The organism is Mycetocola sp. Y171 (assembly GCF_056713165.1).
In genome coordinates, this window is sequence record NZ_JBWYGX010000001.1 from 902,288 (window position 1) to 919,729 (window position 17,442).

Below are 17,442 nucleotides of genomic sequence, written 5' to 3' on the forward strand. Positions count from 1 at the left end.
TTGGCCACGGTCACTTCCCCGTCGGCTTCAGTGCTTTGAAGATCTCCGCGTTGTCGGGCGCCTGCCAGATCGCGGGGAACGCATAGAGGTCGTCCGCGGTCGGCCACCCGGTGAACTTGTCTGCGTGGTATTCGCTCGTCGTGCCTCCGGTCATGATCGGGATGTATGGCATCACCTCGACGATCTTCTGCTGGATGATGTCGAACTGAGCCTGGCGGGTTTCAGCGTCAGCGGGATCGGTGGCCTTGAGGATCTCCAGCGCTGCATCCACGTCTGGGTCGCTGAACCGGCTCATGTTCACCGGTGCAGTCTCGCCGACCTTCGCCGTGTTGCCGGTCGAGAAGTTGTTGTTGTAGAGGTAGTACGGGTCGTTCGCCGGACCCTGGCCGAGTGAGTCGATGGCGAGCTGGTAGGTGCCCTTCGTCTTCTTCTCGGTCCACTCATTCCAGGAGGACTGCGAGGCGGAGACGCCGATTCCCGCCGCCTTGAGCTGCTGGGCCATGGTGTCGATCGCGGTGATGTAGTCGGTCCAGCCGGTCACGACCTCGACCGTGAGGTTGAGCGCGACGCCGTCCTTGGCGTAGATGCCGTCGGATCCCTTGGCGTAGCCGGCCTCTTCGAGAAGGGCGTCGGATGCTGCGGTGTCAGGGGTGCTCGGTGCTATCGGCTCCTCGATGCTCGGTGAGATCAGTTCACCCTGGGTCTCGGTGAGTGCGAACGTGGGAGACATCTCGCTTGCCGTGTTCTGGAACGCGAGCGAGTTCAGCTGGTCGCGGTCGATCGCGTAGTAGATCGCCTTCCGGACGGCCGGGTCGGTCTGCGGCCCCGTGCAGCCGAGGTCAGCGTTGGAGCAGGTGAGCAGCGCCATCTGGTTCATCGGGATGGTGATGGCCTCGTATCCGGGGTAATTCTTGGAAACGTTCTCCAGGTCGGGCACCGGCCCGGTTTGCCAGTCGATCGTTCCCGCCGCGAGAGCATCCGCGCCGGCGGTGTTGCCGGACAACGAGAGGAATCGCACGTTTTTGACTTCGGGCGCGCCGTCCCAGTAGTCCTCGTTCGCCGAGATCGTGAAGGCCTGCGGCTTGAAGTTTGTGAGCGTGTACGGACCCGTTCCGACGGGCTCCTTGACGACGTCTGTGGTCGGGTCGATGTCGCTCCACAGGTGCTCGGGCACTATCGGCGCCTTGCCCAGGATGTTCGGACCGTCGACGAATGCGGGGTGATCGAATGCGAATGTGACGTGCGTGTCGTCGACCTTCGTGACAGCGCCGTCGTAGCCGATGCCGTTGATAGCCGGGGTGTCGAGAAGCATCTGGTAGGTGAAGACCACGTCGTCTGCGGTGAAGGCTTCGCCGTCTGACCAGGTGACGTCGTCGCGGAGCGTGACGTCGAGCTGAGTGCCCTCCTCGTTCCAGGTGTATTCGGTTGCCAGGAGGGGCTTGTATGCGTCCGAGTTGACCTGCGTGATGAAGAACAGCGACTCGAAGATCGTTCCGAGTCCACCGATCTTGGTCGGAGAGTACGGGTTGAAGTTGAGCTGGTAGTCGCCGGACTGGCCGGTGTACGCGACGAGCGTCGAGCCGTCGGAGTCGGACGTCGAGCTGGACTGCGGGACACAGCCGGCCAGTGCGAGAGCGGTGACGGCTGCGGCGGCGGCCGCTGTGCCGATACGCCTCAGGAACGGTGATTTCAGGGACATCGTTGGACCTTTCATCTGTGATCCGCCACGGAACTGTGGCGTGGGATGCGGACGCTTCACCGTGTGCGAGGAGCGGGAAAGAGACCGTAGGTACTTTCTTAGGCCACTTTATTATGTAAGTCAAGAAATAGATTCGGGTCGGTGCCCGGCCCTGGCTGCGGCGTCAGGGCGCACATTGAGCGCAAACCGTTGGATAGAGCCAGTTCCCGGTTCTTTTGCGCGCAACGAACTGCGCGGACGCGCCCTGAACGAGATCCGATGGAGGCGGGCGGCGATCCCTGACAGCGTCAGCCGCGCCAGCCTCGGCTCAGGAGGGCTGCCCGCACACGCCTCACGAGCTCGCCGGGGTTGTCGAGGAGTTCGCTCGTCACCTGGATGACAATCCAGCCATGAGCGCGCAGTCTCTCGACGCGCTCGATGTCTTTCACATAGCGCGCGCTATGGAGCTCGCTCTGGTATTCGACGGCGATCTTGCACGAGGGGTAGCTCAGGTCGATGCAGGCCAGATGGACGCCAAGATCATCGAAAAAGTCCCGGTTCAGGGCGGGCTCGGGAAGACCCGCCGCGACGAGGTGGCATCGCGTCAGAGATTCTGGTCGGGACCAGGAGTCCTCCCGGATCAGCGGCATCGCACGCGCGAGGTTGGCCCCGCCGGCGCGACGGCCAGCTGCGATAGCGGCTTCGAGCTGGGCGATGGTTGCAAGCGGCGGCCGCCCCCTGTTCACACGGAAGTACCCTTCGTCGCGCCAAACGCGTACGAAGTAGTCGCCGAGTGCCACGAGGTCATTGACGGCCAGGTGCCCCAGCAGCGCCCACGTCGATGCCGGGGACGACAGACGGAGTCCGTTCCGCGCGGTGACGGTGACCAGAGATGGGCTGAGCCGGTGGCCGATCACTCCGGCAGCGCGAGGCTGTGCATTCGACACGTGGACCGCCACATGGATGCCGGCGCCACTCACCATCGGCAGCGGCGCACCCCACAAGAACGCCGCGGTTTCATGGCTGAAGAACTCGACCTCGCGCATCCGCGTGGCATAGGCGCTGGCCAACCGGAGCTCTTCCTCTCGCCCTCGCTCGAACGGGTCAGAGACTGCCTGTTCCACGGCTCGCTTCTGCCGCACACCATGGAACGGACGCTCGAGGTCGCGACCTCGAATTCGGCCCACCCCAACGCCCGCCCGCAGGGCGTCAGCAACGGAGAATTCGCGCCCCAGCTCGGCGGGAAGCGCCTGGTGACCACGTGGCATCCGCACACTGTGGCAGAGTCCGGCTCTCCCCGCACGAGTTACCCACAGGCAGTCGTGCGCGCCGGCATCCGTAGCTCTCAGTGTGCGCACATAGCTCCCACGAGCACCGCATCGATCCGTTTGCGCACACCGAAATCGCTCGCCGGACGTCAACGTGCGGAAACGGCTCCCTGGAGCGCCTGAAGACACACTTTGCGCTCACCGATCAGCGGAGCGCGCTCGATCAGCGGAACGCGCTCACACCGCCACCAGGTGCACGAGCGCCGCGTGCTCCGGCTGCAGCGGCGGGGCCTGGATGCCGACAGCGGCCAGTGCGCGGCCGGACAGCACGACTCCCCCGTCGTCCTGCCAGCTCGGCGCAGTGTTGTTCGTCGAGAACGGCGCGCGCGGACCGACCGAACTCACCCGGTATCGCGTGTCCGGATCGAGGCCGGGAATCCGGACCAGGCCGGGAGGCCACGTCGAAGGGCGGGCGAGGAGTGCGAATTCGAACAGGGCCTCCGAGGCATCCTGAGCGACGATTCCGTGTGCGACGAGCTCCTCGATGGGGTGGTCGACCCTCACCGTCCTGCCACTGTGAATCAGCGAGCGGAAGCGCTTGTGCAACGCGACCCATTCCGCGACCTCGGCACGGTCGCCCTCGCTCGCATCCGACAGATTCCATTCGATGCCGTAGTGCCCGAACAATGCCGTCGACGCCCGGAAGGAGAGGTCGTGGGTGCGTCCGGTGGTGTGCGAGCGCGGGCTGCCGATGTGACTGCCCGTCAGTTCCGGCGGCAGGAGCTGGGCGGTCCAGCGCAGAATCTGCTGCCGCTCCAGCGGATCGATGCAGTCACTGGCCCACACCCGGTCGGTGTGCTCGAGCACACCGAAGTCGACGCGGGCACCCCCTGACGAACACGACTCGATCTCGAGACCTGGATGCCGCGCCTTCAGCTCGGCGAACATCCGGTAGATCGCGAGTGTCTGCTCGTGCACGCCTGCCGCGCCTGTCACCGTGGACCCTGCGTCGACGAGGTCGCGGTTGTGGTCCCACTTGAGGTAGTCGATCCGGTACTCGGTCACGAGGCTCGACACCGCGTCGAGGATGTGCTCATATGCCTCGGGGATCGCGAGGTTGAGCACCTGCTGGCGCCGCTGCTCGAGCGGGAGCCTGCCGCCGGTCTGCAGGATCCAGTCCGGGTGCGCGCGGGCGAGGTCCGAGTCAGGGTTCACCATCTCGGGCTCGAACCACAACCCGAACTGCATGCCGAGCCCACGCACCTTCTCCACGAGCGGGGTGAGACCGTCCGGCCAGACATCCGGGTCGACCCACCAGTCGCCGAGGCCGGCGTCGTCTCTCCGCCGGGCATGGAACCAGCCGTCGTCGAGGACGTACCGCTCCACGCCAGCTGCCGCCGCGTGTTCAGCCAGTCGCAGGAGCGGCTCGAGCCGGTGGTCGAAGTACACGGCCTCCCACACGTTGAGCGTGACCGGCCGCACCGACGACGGATGCGACGACCGCGACCGCAGCCACTCGTGGAACCGGGCGGCCTGGTCGTCGAGTCCCCTGCCCCACGAGCCGTAGATCCACGGTGTCGCATAGCTCTCGTCCGCTCCGAGGACCACCTCTCCAGGGAGCAGCAATTCGCCGCCACCGAGCACGGTCCTGCCGCTCGTCATCCGCTCGAGGTAGGAGACGTGGTTGCCGCTCCAGCCGACGTGCATCCCCCAGGTCTCGCCCGAGCCGAAACCGAATCCTGGCTCTCCTGCGGTCAGTACCGTGGCGGCGTCCGCCCCTGTGCGGCCGCGTCTGGACTCCCGCAGATGGGTTCCGACCGTGATGGCGCGGCGCTGCGGCACGCGCTCCTTGGCCCAGCGCCCCGCCTGGTCGAGGGTCTCCGTTGCCACCGGCGGCACCGGGAGGGCCACCACGAGCCGGTGCACCTCGTACTCGGGTCCCGCCAGGTTCGTCACGGTTGCGCGGGCACGAAGCAAGCCGGACGCCGCGAGTTCGATGTCGATGTCCAGTCGGAGGCCGGCCGAATCGTCGTGGGCGATCGCGCGGATGCCGGTGCTGTCGGCGTCGTAGGACACGCGGGAGAATCGCGGAGACCAGTCCCCGCCGCCGGCACGCCGACCTATGAGGCCCGGCGCACCCAGCCAGCCGGCGCTGTGCTCAGGGACGAGCGACACCCTGACGGGCACATCGACGGAATTCTCCAGCAGCGGCGCGACCGTCGCGGCGAGATCGTCGAGGTCGGCCTCCGAGCACTCGCCGAGGTCTGCGCCCCAGTGGAGGATGGCGGGGAGGGCATCGGATGGGCAGTCGACAATCACGCTCACACCGTGGGAGCGTAGATGGATGCGGTCACTGTTCGTCGGGGTCATGCTTTCCCTTTCCTCGGCTGCTCTGGCGTGGTACTACTATCTTAGGCAAGTTAACTAAGTCGCGAAAAACAACCAAGGATGATGGAGTCCATGCCTGTATTTCCCACCCCTTCCCTGCAGCTCTACACCGTGAGGGATGCCCTCGAAGCAGACTTCGCCGGAACGATGCGACGCATCGCCGACATCGGCTACCGCCAGGTCGAGCCGTTCAATTTCATCGAGAAGGCCGACCAGCTCGAGTCCGCGCTTACTGAAACAGGCCTCACGGCACCGTCGACCCACGTCGGCCTGCTCCGGCTTGATGACCAGCGGCCCGCGTTCGAGGCAGCCGTCCGTCTCGGGATCGGACTCGTCATCGACCCTCATGTCGACCGCACATTGTGGACGACCGCCGAGGACGTGGCAGCCACCGCCGACAAGCTCAATGCGGCCGCGCGCCTCGCTGCCGAGTTCGGGCTCACCGTCGGCTACCACAACCACCACTTCGAACTCGAAAACCGCATCGACGGCCGCCCTGCCCTCGAACTCCTGGTCGACGGGCTCGACCCGGCGGTCGTCCTCGAGGTCGACACCTACTGGGCGCAGGCGGGCGGCGTCGACCCTGTCGACCTGCTCGAACGCCTCGGCAGCAGGGTCGTCGCGATCCACATCAAGGACGGCGACGGCAGCCTCGACCCGAAGAAGCAGGTCGCGGTCGGGTCAGGCACACTCCCGATCTGGTCGATCATCGACGCCATCCCCGATCTCAGGATCGGCGTCGTCGAGCTCGACGACTTCGATGGCGATGTCTTCGACGCCGTCGCCGACAGCTACACCTACCTCACCTCCGGGAAGGCCACCTCATGAGCGGCGCAGGCCCCGTCGGCATCGGCATCATCGGTGCCGGCGTCATCAGCGAGACGTACCTCGAGAACCTGACCTCGTTCCCGGATGTCACGGTGCACGCGGTCGGGGACCTCTTCGAGGACTCGGCGGCGAAACGCGCGGCGCAGTTCGGGATCGAGACGAGCGGCGGCGTCGACGCCGTGCTCTCCCACCCGGACGTCGAAATCGTCGTGAACCTCACGATCCCGACCGCCCACGTCCCCATCGCGCTCGACGCGATCGCGGCAGGCAAACACGTCCTCACCGAGAAGCCGTTCTCCCTCGACCGGGAAAGCGGTCACCGCCTTCTCTCCGCGGCGGCCGCTGCCGGCCTCCGCGTCGGCTGCGCACCTGACACCTTCCTCGGGGCCGGCCTGCAGGCCGCGTTCCGGGCCATCAACGAGGGCCAGATCGGCACACCGTTGTCTGCCCTCACGCTGATGCAGTCCCCCGGGCCTGAGGCCTGGCATCCGAACCCCGCCTTCCTGTTCCAGGAGGGCGCCGGCCCGCTGTTCGACATCGGCCCGTACTATCTCACGGCACTCGTCCAGGCATTCGGATCGATCGCGCGCGTGGCGGCGTCGGGGTCGACGGCGCACCCGCGCCGCACGATCGGCTCAGGCCCGAAGGCGGGTGAAGAGTTCGACGTGACCGTGCCGTCCCACGTCGGCGCCTTGCTCCAGTTCGAGGCCGGTGGGTCCGGGCAGAGCATCTGGAGCTTCGACTCCGCGCTCCGGCGCCACGGCTTCGTCGAGATCTCCGGAACAGAAGGCACTCTCGTGCTCCCCGACCCGAACAACTTCGACGGAGACCTCGTCATCCATCGCCGCGGAGCCGAGAGCCCCGAGGTGCTCGCCTCCACCGTCGCCAGCTCCACCCGGGGCACCGGCGTGCTCGAACTCGCGCGGGCGATCCGTGAGGACCGACCCCACCGGGCGTCCGGCGAGCTCGCATTCCACGTCGTCGACACGATGGTCTCGATCGCCGAATCCGTCGAGTCGGGGGAGTTCGTCGAGGTCGGCAGCACTGCGCCAAGCGTGCCGCCGCTCCCGGCGGATTGGGATCCCCGCGCAACGACCCTGTAACCCTCGAACGACGCTCTCGATCACGCCAGGGGGCTGACAGCCTCGGATTCGTGAGAATTCCAGACAATGCACCGCTCGCGACGATAGACTGTGGCCGGTTCCTCAAGGAACCGGCCACTTTCTTCATGCACTTTATAAAGCAAAGTTAGTTAGTATGGTCGTCGTGACCGAAAAACCTCGACGCCGCGCCTCCTCCAAGGGGAAGACGCTCGACCTCATCCGCTCTGCCGGCCCGATCAGCCGGGTGGAACTCGCCGAGCTCACCGGCCTCACGCAGGCGACGATCTCGACGGTCGTCCGCGAACTCCTCGCAGACGGTGTCATCAGTGAGACCGGCCGCGGGGAGTCCACAGGCGGCAAGCCGAGGATGCGGCTCGAAATCAACCCTGCGTCGCGCCTGGCCATCGGCGTCCACGTCGGGCAGGACTACATCACCTACATCGTCGCCGACCTGGGCGGCACCGTCGTCGGCCGGAAGCGCGTCGGTGGGCCCGGTGACGCCTCACCTGTCGCGGTCGTCGCACGCATGGCGGAGGACATCGAGTCCCTCATCGCCGGCCTCGACCTCGACCGTTCGTCGATCGTCGGGATGGGCCTCGCCATCCCCGGCCCCGTCGACCGGGAGGACGGCACGGTCCGCGGAGTTCCGTCGCTCACCGGCTGGAGCGATTTCCCCATCCGCAAGGCCCTCGCCACCACGACCGGCCTGCAGTGCGAGTTCGACAACGACGCGACGGCGGCTGCGATCGGCGAGTACTGGCTCGGTGCGACCGCGGGCTACGAGAGCTACGCGTCCGTGTACATGGGTTCGGGCATCGGGTCCGGAATCGTCATCGACGGCACGATCTACCACGGAGTCTCGTCGAACGTCGGCGAGATCGGACATCTCAGTGTCGACGCCAGGGGGCTGACCTGCCCCTGCGGCAACATCGGCTGTCTCGAGCTGTACGCCGGACCCCGCGCGATCGTGGAGAAGGCGGCGGATGCCGTCGCTAAAGGCACCCTCGACCTGCAACTGACCGGCAACATCTCGGTCGACTTCGCCACCATCAGCAGTGCGGCAGCCAGGGGCGAGGCCGGGCCGCGCGCTCTCATCGAGGAGTCGGCCGACTACCTGGCGAGCGCCGTCGTCTCGATGGTCAACCTCCTCGACCTCCAGCTCATCGTCCTGGCCGGGAGCGCGTTCTCCACGGCCGGATCGATCTATGTGCAGACCATCGCGCGTGCGCTTGATGAACGTGCGCTGGCCCGGGGCATCCACGGTGTCGAAGTGCGGATGTCGGTGAACGGCAACGACGCAGCGGCATTGGGCGCGGCCACTCTCGTCCTGCAGGACCGCCTCTCCCCCCGCTCACTGCGTTCTGTCACGTTCGCCTGATCCACGGAACTCTCATGACTCTCCCCCTTCTCCGCCTGTCCATCGACGGCGGGCAGACCGGCGCGCGGCTGCGTCTCACCGACAACGGCCGTGTTGTGAGCGAGACGGACGGGCACGGCATCCTCACCGACCGCCCGGTCGTCGACCAGATCGCGGATCTGGCCATCGGCCTGTCCGCGAGCACCGGCCAGCGGATCGACGAACTCGCCGTCGGCACGTCAGGGCTCACGCCAGCAGCGGCCAACCCGGACGCGCTCCTCGCGGCCACCCGGCAGATCGGCGTGCAGCGGGTCGCCCTTGCCCACGACTCGATCACCGGTTACCTCGCGGCGAACGGGACCGCCCCCGGGGTGATGCTCGCCGTCGGCACCGGGGTCGTCGTGCTCGCACTGTCGGAATCGCGAGTGGCCAAGGTCGACGGCTGGGGCTTCCTTCTCGGTGACGCAGGCAGCGGCTACTGGATCGGACGGGCCGGACTCGACGCCGCGCTGCGCGCATTCGACGGCCGCGCGCCGCACACGAGCCTCGAGGCAACGGCGATCGAGCTCTTCGGGCCGCTCGATGAGGTGTACATGGTGGTGCAGGCCGACCCCAAGCGGGTGTCCCGTATCGCATCCTTCTGCCGACCGGTTGTCGACGCCGCAACCGCCGGCGACGCCGCCGCTCACGCCATCGTCACCGCAGCTGCCGGCGAGCTGGCCCACTCGGCGGCCAGCGCGCTGGCTCGAGTCGGCTGGCAGAGGGGGCAGCCCGCCAGGGTCGGTGCCGTCGGGGCGCTTCCCACCCACGCGGCCATCCTCAGGGAGGCCCTCTCGGTCGCTCTCGCCTCGCACGCGCCTGGTGCAACACTCGAGCAACCTCTCGGCAGGCCGCTCGACGGAGTGCAGGCCCTTCTCGACGTCACGCCGGGGCATCCCCTCAGCGAATTCATCCACACCGCCGGGTTGCTGCCCGCTGTCGCGGAGTAACTACACTTCCTACAGACACAAGGAGAACCATGAGCGCATCGGGCGGAACGAAGGCAATTCTCGCAGCGTTCCTCGCCAACACGGGAATCGCGATCACCAAGTTCATCGCGTTCGTGTTCTCGGGATCGTCGTCGATGCTGGCGGAGAGCGTCCACTCGCTCGCCGACGCCGGCAACCAGCTCCTGCTGATCTTCGGCGGCCGCCAGGCCAAGCGTGCGGCTGACAAGGAGCACCCGTTCGGTTACGGCCGTGAACGCTACGTGTATGCCTTCGTGGTCGCCATCATCCTGTTCTCGGTCGGTGGTGTGTTCTCGATCTACGAGGGCATCGAAAAGCTCAGGGAGCCGCATCCCATCGAGGTGCCGTGGCTGCCGCTCCTGGTGCTCGCCATCGCCATCGTTCTCGAGTCCCTCTCGCTGCGCACCGCCGTCCGCGAATCGAACCACGTCCGCGGAACGCAGACCTGGGTGCAGTTCGTCCGCAGGGCTAAGGCGCCCGAACTCCCCGTCGTCCTGCTGGAAGACGTCGCCGCCCTCCTCGGCCTCACCTTCGCCTTCATCGGCGTCTCGGTCAGCGTGCTCACCGGCGACGGGACCTGGGATGCCATCGGCACGCTCTTCATCGGCGCGCTGCTCATCGTCGTTGCCGTGCTACTCGGCATCGAGACGAAGAGTCTCCTGGTCGGAGAGGGCGCCACAGACGCCGACGCGGATGCCATCACGGCCGCGATCGAGAGCGGCGACGAGGTCGAGAAGCTCATCCACATGAAGACGCTCTACCTCGGCCCTGACGAACTGCTCGTGGCCGCCAAGCTCGGGTTTCCCACCGACCTTCCTCTCGCCCAGGTGGCGAAGCAGATCGACGTCGTCGAGGAGCGCATCCGGGCTGCGGTCCCGGCGGCGCGCGTCATCTACCTCGAACCGGATGTCTACCGCCGCCCAGCCGCCGAAACCCCGGCCACCGAGACCATCGTGCTCAAGAGCGAGGATTGAGCGGACGGCGCTCGCGTCGGCGCCCGGTCACGGGATCGCGCCGCGTGCTGCCGAGTGGTAAGCATGAGGCATGACGCCGCACCTGACGATCACCGGAGACCGCACAGCCGACGATCTGCTCGGGGCCGACCCGCTGGCGCTGTTGATCGGGATGCTCCTCGACCAGCAGGTCCCGATGGAGACGGCGTTCGCAGGCCCGGCGAAGATCCGGGACCGACTCGGCTCGTTGGACGCCGCGACGATCGCCGGCGTCGAACCGGAGGCATTCGTCGAACTCTGCCGCACTCCACCCGCCGTCCATCGCTATCCAGGCAACATGGCCGGACGGATCCAGGCACTCTGCCAGAGCCTCGTCGAGAACTGGGACGGGGACGCGTCGGCCCTGTGGACGCGCGGCGACCCGGACGGCGCTGAGGTGTACCGCAGGCTCGCCGCCCTCCCCGGTTTCGGCGACCAGAAAGCCAGGATCTTCGTTGCTCTCCTCGGCAAGCAGTACGGCTTCGACGGGGACGGCTGGCGTGATGCAGCCGGATCATACGGCGACGACGGCAGCCACCGCTCCGTCGCCGACATCGTCGACGCCGAGTCGCTCGCGAAAGTCCGCGAGACCAAGCGAGCAGCCAAAGCCGCCGCGAAGAAGGCCCCCTGAGAACCAAGCGAGAGTGAGGACCCCGTGTCGAATCGGATGCTTGTCGGTGTGAGGACCCTGGACACCAGCGCGGCGGCTGTGCGCTGGGCGGCCAGGCGCGCGGCCTCTCGTGGGCTCGGGCTGCACCTCGTCCATGTCGTCGACGAAGGGATCCGCCGGGCAGGAAACGCCGGTCTCCTCTCGGCAGCACGTTCGGAAGTGGACGCCATGCTTGCGTCCGCTTCCGATCTCGCCCGGGCCGGCTCACCCGGGCTCGACGTGACAACGAGCACGGGCGAAGGTGACCCGCTCGGGGAACTGGTCCGGCTGTCGCAGGACTCGGACATGGTCGTCGTCGGCAGCGATTCGACCGGCGACACGGCGTCGAGCGGGCACGGGAACCGGGGCTTCCGGATCGCGGCCGCCAGCACGACACCGGTCGCCGTCATCCCCACCCTCGACCTGAGCGGGCGTGACGGCGTCGTCGTCGGCGTCGACGGATCGCCGATCTCGGAACATGCGCTGGCCTTCGCCGTCGAGGAGGCCGACCGGCTGGGCGAACCGCTCATCGCTGTGAACGCCTGGCCGAACCCCGTCGTCTACGGCTATGACCTCGCGTTCCCGGTCGAATACGTGGAAGACCTCACGGAGATCGGCAAGGAGACGCTCACGCGCTCGCTCGACCGGGTGATGGGAGCGCATCCGAGCGTCAGCGTTCGCCGCGTCGTCGCCGAAGGGGACCCGACGACGGTGCTCCTCGAGGAGGCGTCGAACGCGTCACTCGTCGTCGTCGGAAGCCACGGCCGTGGGGCCGTCGCCCGGTTCCTTCTCGGGTCCGTCAGCCACGGTGTCCTCGCCAGGCTCGCGGCGCCGACGGTGATCGTGCGCTGAGCCGCCGCGCTCGGATCGGGTGGATGCCGCGTCAGCGGCCAGACCGGAAGAAGTCCGTGAGAAGCTCGCCGCAGGCATCCGCGTCGACGCCGGACACGACCTCCACGCGGTGGTTGAGCCGTCGGTCGCGCAGCACGTCGTAGACGCTGCCGGCTGCGCCGGCCTTCTCATCCCACGCCCCGAAGACGACCCGGGGAATGCGGGCGGCGAGGATGGCCCCTGCGCACATCACGCAGGGTTCGAGCGTGACGTACAGCGTGGCATCCGTGAGGTGCCAGTCGCCTGATGCTTCGGCAGCGGCGCGAATCGCCTCGACCTCGGCGTGCGCCGTCGGATCCTGCCTGGCCTCGCGGGCGTTGCGGCCGGTTCCGAGGAGACGACCTCCGGCCGTGACGACGACGGCACCGACCGGGACGTCATCCGTCGCGAGTGCGGCCCTGGCTTCGTCGAGGGCACGCCGCATCCACTCGTGGTCTGCTGGGTCGACGGGCAGTGGCATGATCCTCCATCATTGCTGCGTCGTCAGCCTATTCGAGCGAGGCCGCTCCTGATCGCTGCCTGTTACCTTCATCGATCTCCCTGCCGTCCGCCAGGGTTGCCCGCCTGATCGCCCGTCGAAGGAAGCCGTCGTTGTCTGCGAGCACCCGCAGCGCGTCAGCTGCATCGACCCCACCGAGGTGAACGAGAATGGCTGCCTTCACGGAGCCGCCCACGTCGGCCAGGGTCGCCACGGCTGTCGCCTCGTCGACGCCTGTCGCCAGCATGACCGTGCGCTCAGATCTGGCGCGAAGCTTCTCGTTGCTGGCTTGCAGGTCCACCATCAGGTTGCCGAAGGTTTTGCCGAGTCGGACCATCGTGATCGTCGAGATCATGTTGAGGACAAGCTTCTGGGCCGTCCCTGCTTTCAACCGCGTCGACCCGGCCAGGATCTCGGGCCCGACGACGACGTCGATCGCAACGTCGACCGCTTTGGCGAGGTCGGATGCCGCGTTGCAAGCGATGCTCGCCGTGAACGCACCTCGCCTCCTCGCCTCTCGCGCGGCAGCCACCACGTACGGGGACCGCCCAGAAGCAGAGATACAGATGACAGCGTCCAGCGCGGTGACGTTCAGCGCTGCGAGGCCGGCACGGCCGGCTGATTCGTCGTCCTCAGCGCCTTCGACCGCAGTGAGGAGGGCATCCCGTCCCCCGGCGATGACTCCCACGATGACGCCGGGATCGATTCCGAACGTCGGAGGAGCCTCACTTGCATCGAGCACGCCCAGTCGGCCGGGCGTTCCAGCGCCGACATAGATGATTCGTCCCCCCTGATGCATCCGGGCAACGACCTGGTCGACGGTTGCTGCGATCGCGTCGCCGGCAGCGGCGACGGCTATCGGAACCGTCGCATCCTCGGCGCCCATCGCACTGACCAGGTCCCTGGTCGACAGCAGGTCGAGCTCGCCGTAACGAACATCGACCTGTTCAGTGGCGAGCGACTCGAGGACCTCGTGTAAGGGGTTTCCCGGCCGTGCAGCAGTCGTGTCATCCACGAGTCATCCTCATTTCGTTGCGAAGCCCGGTCCGGGAAGCCACGGGCAACCGGGATGCTTCTGAGTGCACGTCTGTCACGCCTTGCTCCCTGTGCGAAGCATACGCGCGACGACGGTGGCACTTGCCAAGGAGTTGCCGAGCGTCTCGATGATCGGGCCGAGCACGCGCGCGCCTTCTGCGGTTGGCATGCCGACGTTGATGACGACGGCGTCCGGCCGGAGGCTGCGGATCATGGGGACCGCCTCCGCCTGCGGATCGGAAACGCCGATCCGATCGACGATCACGACGAGCCCATCGGGTGCAGATGAGACGGCGGAGCGGATGGTGTCGGGTGCCGCATCGTTCGACACCGGCCCCAGGCGGAGGCTCTCAGCTGAGGCGCCGTTGGCGGCGAGCGCCGTCGTGAAAACGTCGGTTTCGGTGGCAACGGCGATCGTCGCCCGATGGCGAAGATCGAGAACTCGAACAGCTCCGACGAGCCGGGGAATCCTGCCGCCGGTTCGTATCGCTGCGGCGACGATACTGTCGGTGCTGACCAGGGGAGATCGGGCGTCGCCTGCGGCACGGCGGAGACCACTGCAGTCGTCGGTCCACCGGCCCAGGTCGGCCACGTTCGCGGCGGCACGCTCGAGAACAGCAAGGGGCAGCGTGCCGTCGTCGATGGCGTCGCTGATCGCGCGTCTCACGTCGAAGTAGGCATCGGCGTCGGCGGCCGGTCCGCTGTTCCCGGGGTTCGCAGGGTTGCCGATGCAGAGAAGGTCCGAGCCGGCGATGAGCGCCTGTACAGCCCCCGGGCCAGAACCCACCGTGCCCCGAATCGCTGCCATGTCGAGGGCATCCGTCACGATGGTGCCGGTGAATCCGCGCTCGCGCAGCGAGCCCAGGATCGCCGGGTTCAGGGTCGCAGGGCGCGCGCCCTGTCCTGGCACGAGGATGTGTGCCGTCATGATGGCACGCACACCGGCGGCGATCGCGGCGTCGAACGGGGGCAGGTGCTCACGGAGCATCAGGTCCCAGTCGCTGTTCGAACGCGGCAGGTCCGTGTGCGAATCTGCACTCGTGTCTCCGTGCCCGGGGTAGTGCTTCGCGCAGGCGACGACTCCGCCGGCCTGGATACCCTCGACCATCGCGGCCACGTGTCGTGCGACGAGGATCGGGTCAGTCCCGAACGAGCGCACGCCGATCACCGGGTTGCGCGGTTCCGTGTTCACGTCGGCGTCAGGCGCAAGCGCAACGTTCACACCGGCTGCCCCGACTCGGCGGGCAAGCTCGCCACCGGTCGCCCGGGTCAACTCCTCGTCGTCGACGGCGCCGAGCTGGGCGTGGCCGGGCAGGGTCGACCCTCGAGCGGCTTCGAGCCTGGTGACGTTTCCGCCCTCCTCGTCTATACCGATGAGAGGGTGGTTCGCCACCGAACGCATGGCACTCGTGAGGCCTGGCAGCTGTTCGGGGTCGTGTTCGTCGATGTTCTGCGCGAAAAGTACCGCACCCGCGAGTCCCCCGGCGAGCTCATGACGGAGCCAGTCTGGGATGGCTCGGCCGAGGAAACCGGGCCAGAGGACGCCGCGGATGAGCGCGAGAACGGCGGGGTCGTTTTGCGCACTCATCGCGACGCGACCGCGCCTCGTTCGGCAGTCCACGCATCCCGCACGAGCACGATCGACACGGGCATGGCGATCATCGTCGATGCCGCCTTTCCGGGGACCCGTCGCCGGAACACCGTCGAGAGAGGTCGTCGGAACAGCTGCTGCGGCGTCGGCATGAAAATAGTATTCACTGGGGCGCGCTCGTTTGCAAAGGATTTTCATGCGCCTACGACACCAGGTGATGGTCCGGCCGGGGCGGTGGATCCGCCCTGCACCCGGTAGGTTTGACCCATGCGAGTGCACGTAGCGGACCACCCCCTGATCACCCACAAACTCACGGTGTTGCGTGACCGGACGACTCCGTCTCCGGTGTTCCGCGCGCTGACCGAAGAGCTGGTGACACTCCTGGCCTACGAGGCCACCCGCAACGTGCGCACCGAGAGCGTCGAGATCGAGACCCCGGTGACCACGACGACCGGTCTCGCGATCAGCCAGCCGCGCCCCCTCGTCGTCCCGATCCTGCGTGCAGGACTCGGCATGCTCGAGGGCATGGTCAAGCTGCTGCCGACCGCCGAGGTCGGCTTTCTCGGCATGGTGCGCAACGAGGAGACCCTCGAACCGACGACATACGCCGAACGTCTGCCGGATGATCTGTCCGACCGCCAGTGCTTCGTGCTCGACCCGATGCTCGCGACGGGCGGCTCGCTCGGCGCCGCCATCGAATTCCTCTTCAAGCGCGGTGCGGTCGATGTGACCGCGATCTGTCTCCTCGCCGCCCCCGAGGGGATCGCGGCCCTGGAGAAGGCGACAGAGGGACGCGATGTCACCATCGTCCTCGGCGCACTCGACGAACGTCTCAACGAGCAGGGCTACATCGTGCCGGGCCTCGGGGATGCGGGCGACCGCCTCTACGGCCTGGTCTAGACCCCTCCACTTCCACGCGGGCGGCGGCACCGTGCACCGGCGCCCATGGGCGCCCGACCACACCCTCGGCACACGATGCCGACGCCCGCTGCGCCAAAATTCACGACGCAGGTCCTTGCGACAGGTCGCGAACGGCTGGGTGCGCTTCGAAGGTTCTTTTTGCAAAGTCAAGTCTTTACGCAGAACCTTTCGATTTTCGAGTTTTTTCGTCATGCGGTGCAAAGATTTGACACACCGCGACACCGTGCTGTTAACTCAACGACATGACTGATAACGCGTATCCCCTGAGCTCCCTTGAGCCTCGTGGAACTGCGGGCATGATGATGGCCCGTAGCGCAGTCGTGTGTTGTCGAATGTGTCGCTAACCGCGTAAACCGTCGCCACGCTCTCGCCCGACCGATCTCGTCGCCGCATTGCGTCCCGGATGCCACACCTCGCATCCGTTCCGGCCGCCGCACAGGCCACATTCCGAACCGCCGTCAGCTGACGGCATCCGTCGCACCCGCTTCTTGCGGTGACCGCGGTTCGACGCATCACATCATCCAAAAGGATTCCCCCCTCATGTCTCTCGTTCACGCAACCTCTTTCGCACCGTCCACCACCGTCGCCGCCAACACGCCGGCAGCCGCTCCCCGCCTCCGCGCCGTCCCGGCCGGGACCGAAGCCCGCGGCTTCGTGCTCTACGTCGGGATCGATGACGCCAAGGCAGCGGCCGCCGGGACGAACCTCGGCGCGATCGTCCAGGCCCTCAAAGCCCTGGCGGCCGAGCTCGCTCCGACATCCGAAACGTACGCGGCTGTGGCACTCGCTCCCGAGGGAGCAGGCGGCCGTGACGTCGACGTCGTCCGGCTCGCGCTTCAGGACCCGTCTGCCCTCGCCCACCACCGCCAGGCCGAGGACGAAGAAGAACTCGACCGTGCTCACGCCGGCGTCGTGATCGACATCTCCCGCAAGCGTCTCGTCCTCGACAACGACTCGGTCGGCCTCACCTACAAAGAGTTCGAACTCCTGCAGTACCTGGTGCTCCGGGAGGGTCGTACGATCGACCGCGCGGAACTCATCTCGTCGCTCTGGAAGGCCGGCGACGAGGACGAGGTCCCCAACGAGCGCACCATCGACGTGCACGTGCGTCGCCTGCGCGCCAAACTCGGTCGCTACGAAGACATCGTGCGCACCGTCCGTGGCGTCGGCTACCGCTTCGACCGCCACGCCGACGTGTCGATCCGCCACTCCTCGACCCCGTCACCCGACCTTTTCTGACGGGCCCGTCGCGAGCG

Annotated in this window: 16 protein-coding genes; 9 read left to right on the forward strand and 7 right to left on the reverse strand. The window is 67.2% G+C overall.

The genetic code is table 11. The annotated features are described in order from the left end of the window. Positions 1-10: 10 nt before the first annotated feature. From AC1M2K_RS04245 to AC1M2K_RS04255, 3 genes are all read right to left on the reverse strand, one after another. A complete protein-coding gene (locus tag AC1M2K_RS04245; RefSeq protein WP_480238163.1) occupies positions 11-1,699 on the reverse strand; it encodes an ABC transporter substrate-binding protein in 1,689 nt (562 codons plus the stop codon). A gap of 287 nt (positions 1,700-1,986) precedes the next feature. Then, positions 1,987-2,946 (reverse strand): endonuclease domain-containing protein, encoded by a 960-nt coding sequence (locus AC1M2K_RS04250; protein ID WP_480239957.1) that lies wholly within the window; start codon positions 2,944-2,946, stop codon positions 1,987-1,989. A 237-nt stretch (positions 2,947-3,183) separates the two neighbouring features. Then, positions 3,184-5,316: an alpha-galactosidase gene (locus AC1M2K_RS04255; protein ID WP_480239958.1), complete on the reverse strand. Its 2,133-nt coding sequence runs from the start codon at positions 5,314-5,316 to the stop codon at positions 3,184-3,186. Between the two features lie 90 nt (positions 5,317-5,406). Between AC1M2K_RS04255 and AC1M2K_RS04260 the strand changes: the two genes are divergently transcribed. From AC1M2K_RS04260 to AC1M2K_RS04290, 7 genes are all read left to right on the forward strand, one after another. Beyond that, on the forward strand, positions 5,407-6,162 hold the full coding sequence (locus AC1M2K_RS04260; RefSeq protein ID WP_480239959.1) for a sugar phosphate isomerase/epimerase family protein: 756 nt from the start codon (positions 5,407-5,409) through the stop codon (positions 6,160-6,162). Then, positions 6,159-7,265 carry a Gfo/Idh/MocA family protein gene (locus AC1M2K_RS04265; RefSeq protein WP_480239960.1) on the forward strand — a complete coding sequence of 369 codons (1,107 nt, stop codon included), beginning with the start codon at positions 6,159-6,161 and terminating at the stop codon, positions 7,263-7,265. The genes AC1M2K_RS04260 and AC1M2K_RS04265 overlap by 4 nt, the downstream gene beginning before the upstream one ends. Positions 7,266-7,428: 163 nt before the next feature. Beyond that, positions 7,429-8,643 (forward strand): ROK family transcriptional regulator, encoded by a 1,215-nt coding sequence (locus tag AC1M2K_RS04270; RefSeq protein ID WP_480239961.1) that lies wholly within the window; start codon positions 7,429-7,431, stop codon positions 8,641-8,643. A 14-nt stretch (positions 8,644-8,657) separates the two neighbouring features. Further along, the gene (locus AC1M2K_RS04275) at positions 8,658-9,611 is read left to right on the forward strand and encodes an N-acetylglucosamine kinase (protein WP_480239962.1); all 954 of its coding nucleotides are present in this window, start codon (positions 8,658-8,660) and stop codon (positions 9,609-9,611) included. A gap of 29 nt (positions 9,612-9,640) precedes the next feature. Further along, entirely contained in the window at positions 9,641-10,603 is a 963-nt protein-coding gene (locus AC1M2K_RS04280) for a cation diffusion facilitator family transporter (RefSeq protein WP_480238170.1), read from the forward strand. Positions 10,604-10,673: 70 nt separating this feature from the next. Beyond that, positions 10,674-11,252 carry an HhH-GPD-type base excision DNA repair protein gene (locus tag AC1M2K_RS04285; protein WP_480239963.1) on the forward strand — a complete coding sequence of 193 codons (579 nt, stop codon included), beginning with the start codon at positions 10,674-10,676 and terminating at the stop codon, positions 11,250-11,252. A gap of 36 nt (positions 11,253-11,288) precedes the next feature. Beyond that, positions 11,289-12,122: a universal stress protein gene (locus AC1M2K_RS04290; RefSeq protein WP_480240804.1), complete on the forward strand. Its 834-nt coding sequence runs from the start codon at positions 11,289-11,291 to the stop codon at positions 12,120-12,122. Positions 12,123-12,153: 31 nt separating this feature from the next. Here AC1M2K_RS04290 and tadA read toward each other — a convergent pair whose 3' ends face one another. The 4 genes from tadA to AC1M2K_RS04310 form a co-directional block, all read right to left on the reverse strand. After that, positions 12,154-12,621: a tRNA adenosine(34) deaminase TadA gene (tadA, locus tag AC1M2K_RS04295; protein ID WP_480238172.1), complete on the reverse strand. Its 468-nt coding sequence runs from the start codon at positions 12,619-12,621 to the stop codon at positions 12,154-12,156. A gap of 28 nt (positions 12,622-12,649) precedes the next feature. Next, positions 12,650-13,654 carry an N-acetylmuramic acid 6-phosphate etherase gene (murQ, locus tag AC1M2K_RS04300; protein WP_480239964.1) on the reverse strand — a complete coding sequence of 335 codons (1,005 nt, stop codon included), beginning with the start codon at positions 13,652-13,654 and terminating at the stop codon, positions 12,650-12,652. A 75-nt stretch (positions 13,655-13,729) separates the two neighbouring features. Then, positions 13,730-15,262, reverse strand: coding sequence for a glycoside hydrolase family 3 protein (locus AC1M2K_RS04305; protein ID WP_480239965.1), 1,533 nt, complete (start codon positions 15,260-15,262; stop codon positions 13,730-13,732). Continuing rightward, positions 15,259-15,417, reverse strand: a complete 159-nt coding sequence (locus tag AC1M2K_RS04310; RefSeq protein ID WP_480239966.1) for a hypothetical protein — start codon at positions 15,415-15,417, stop codon at positions 15,259-15,261. Before AC1M2K_RS04310 ends, AC1M2K_RS04305 begins: the two co-directional genes overlap by 4 nt. 115 nt (positions 15,418-15,532) lie before the next feature. Between AC1M2K_RS04310 and upp the strand changes: the two genes are divergently transcribed. Together upp and AC1M2K_RS04320 are read left to right on the forward strand one after the other, a co-directional pair. Continuing rightward, positions 15,533-16,165 carry a uracil phosphoribosyltransferase gene (gene upp, locus AC1M2K_RS04315; protein WP_480238176.1) on the forward strand — a complete coding sequence of 211 codons (633 nt, stop codon included), beginning with the start codon at positions 15,533-15,535 and terminating at the stop codon, positions 16,163-16,165. A gap of 561 nt (positions 16,166-16,726) precedes the next feature. Then, positions 16,727-17,425: a winged helix-turn-helix domain-containing protein gene (locus AC1M2K_RS04320; RefSeq protein ID WP_480239967.1), complete on the forward strand. Its 699-nt coding sequence runs from the start codon at positions 16,727-16,729 to the stop codon at positions 17,423-17,425. The last annotated feature ends 17 nt before the right edge of the window (positions 17,426-17,442 follow it).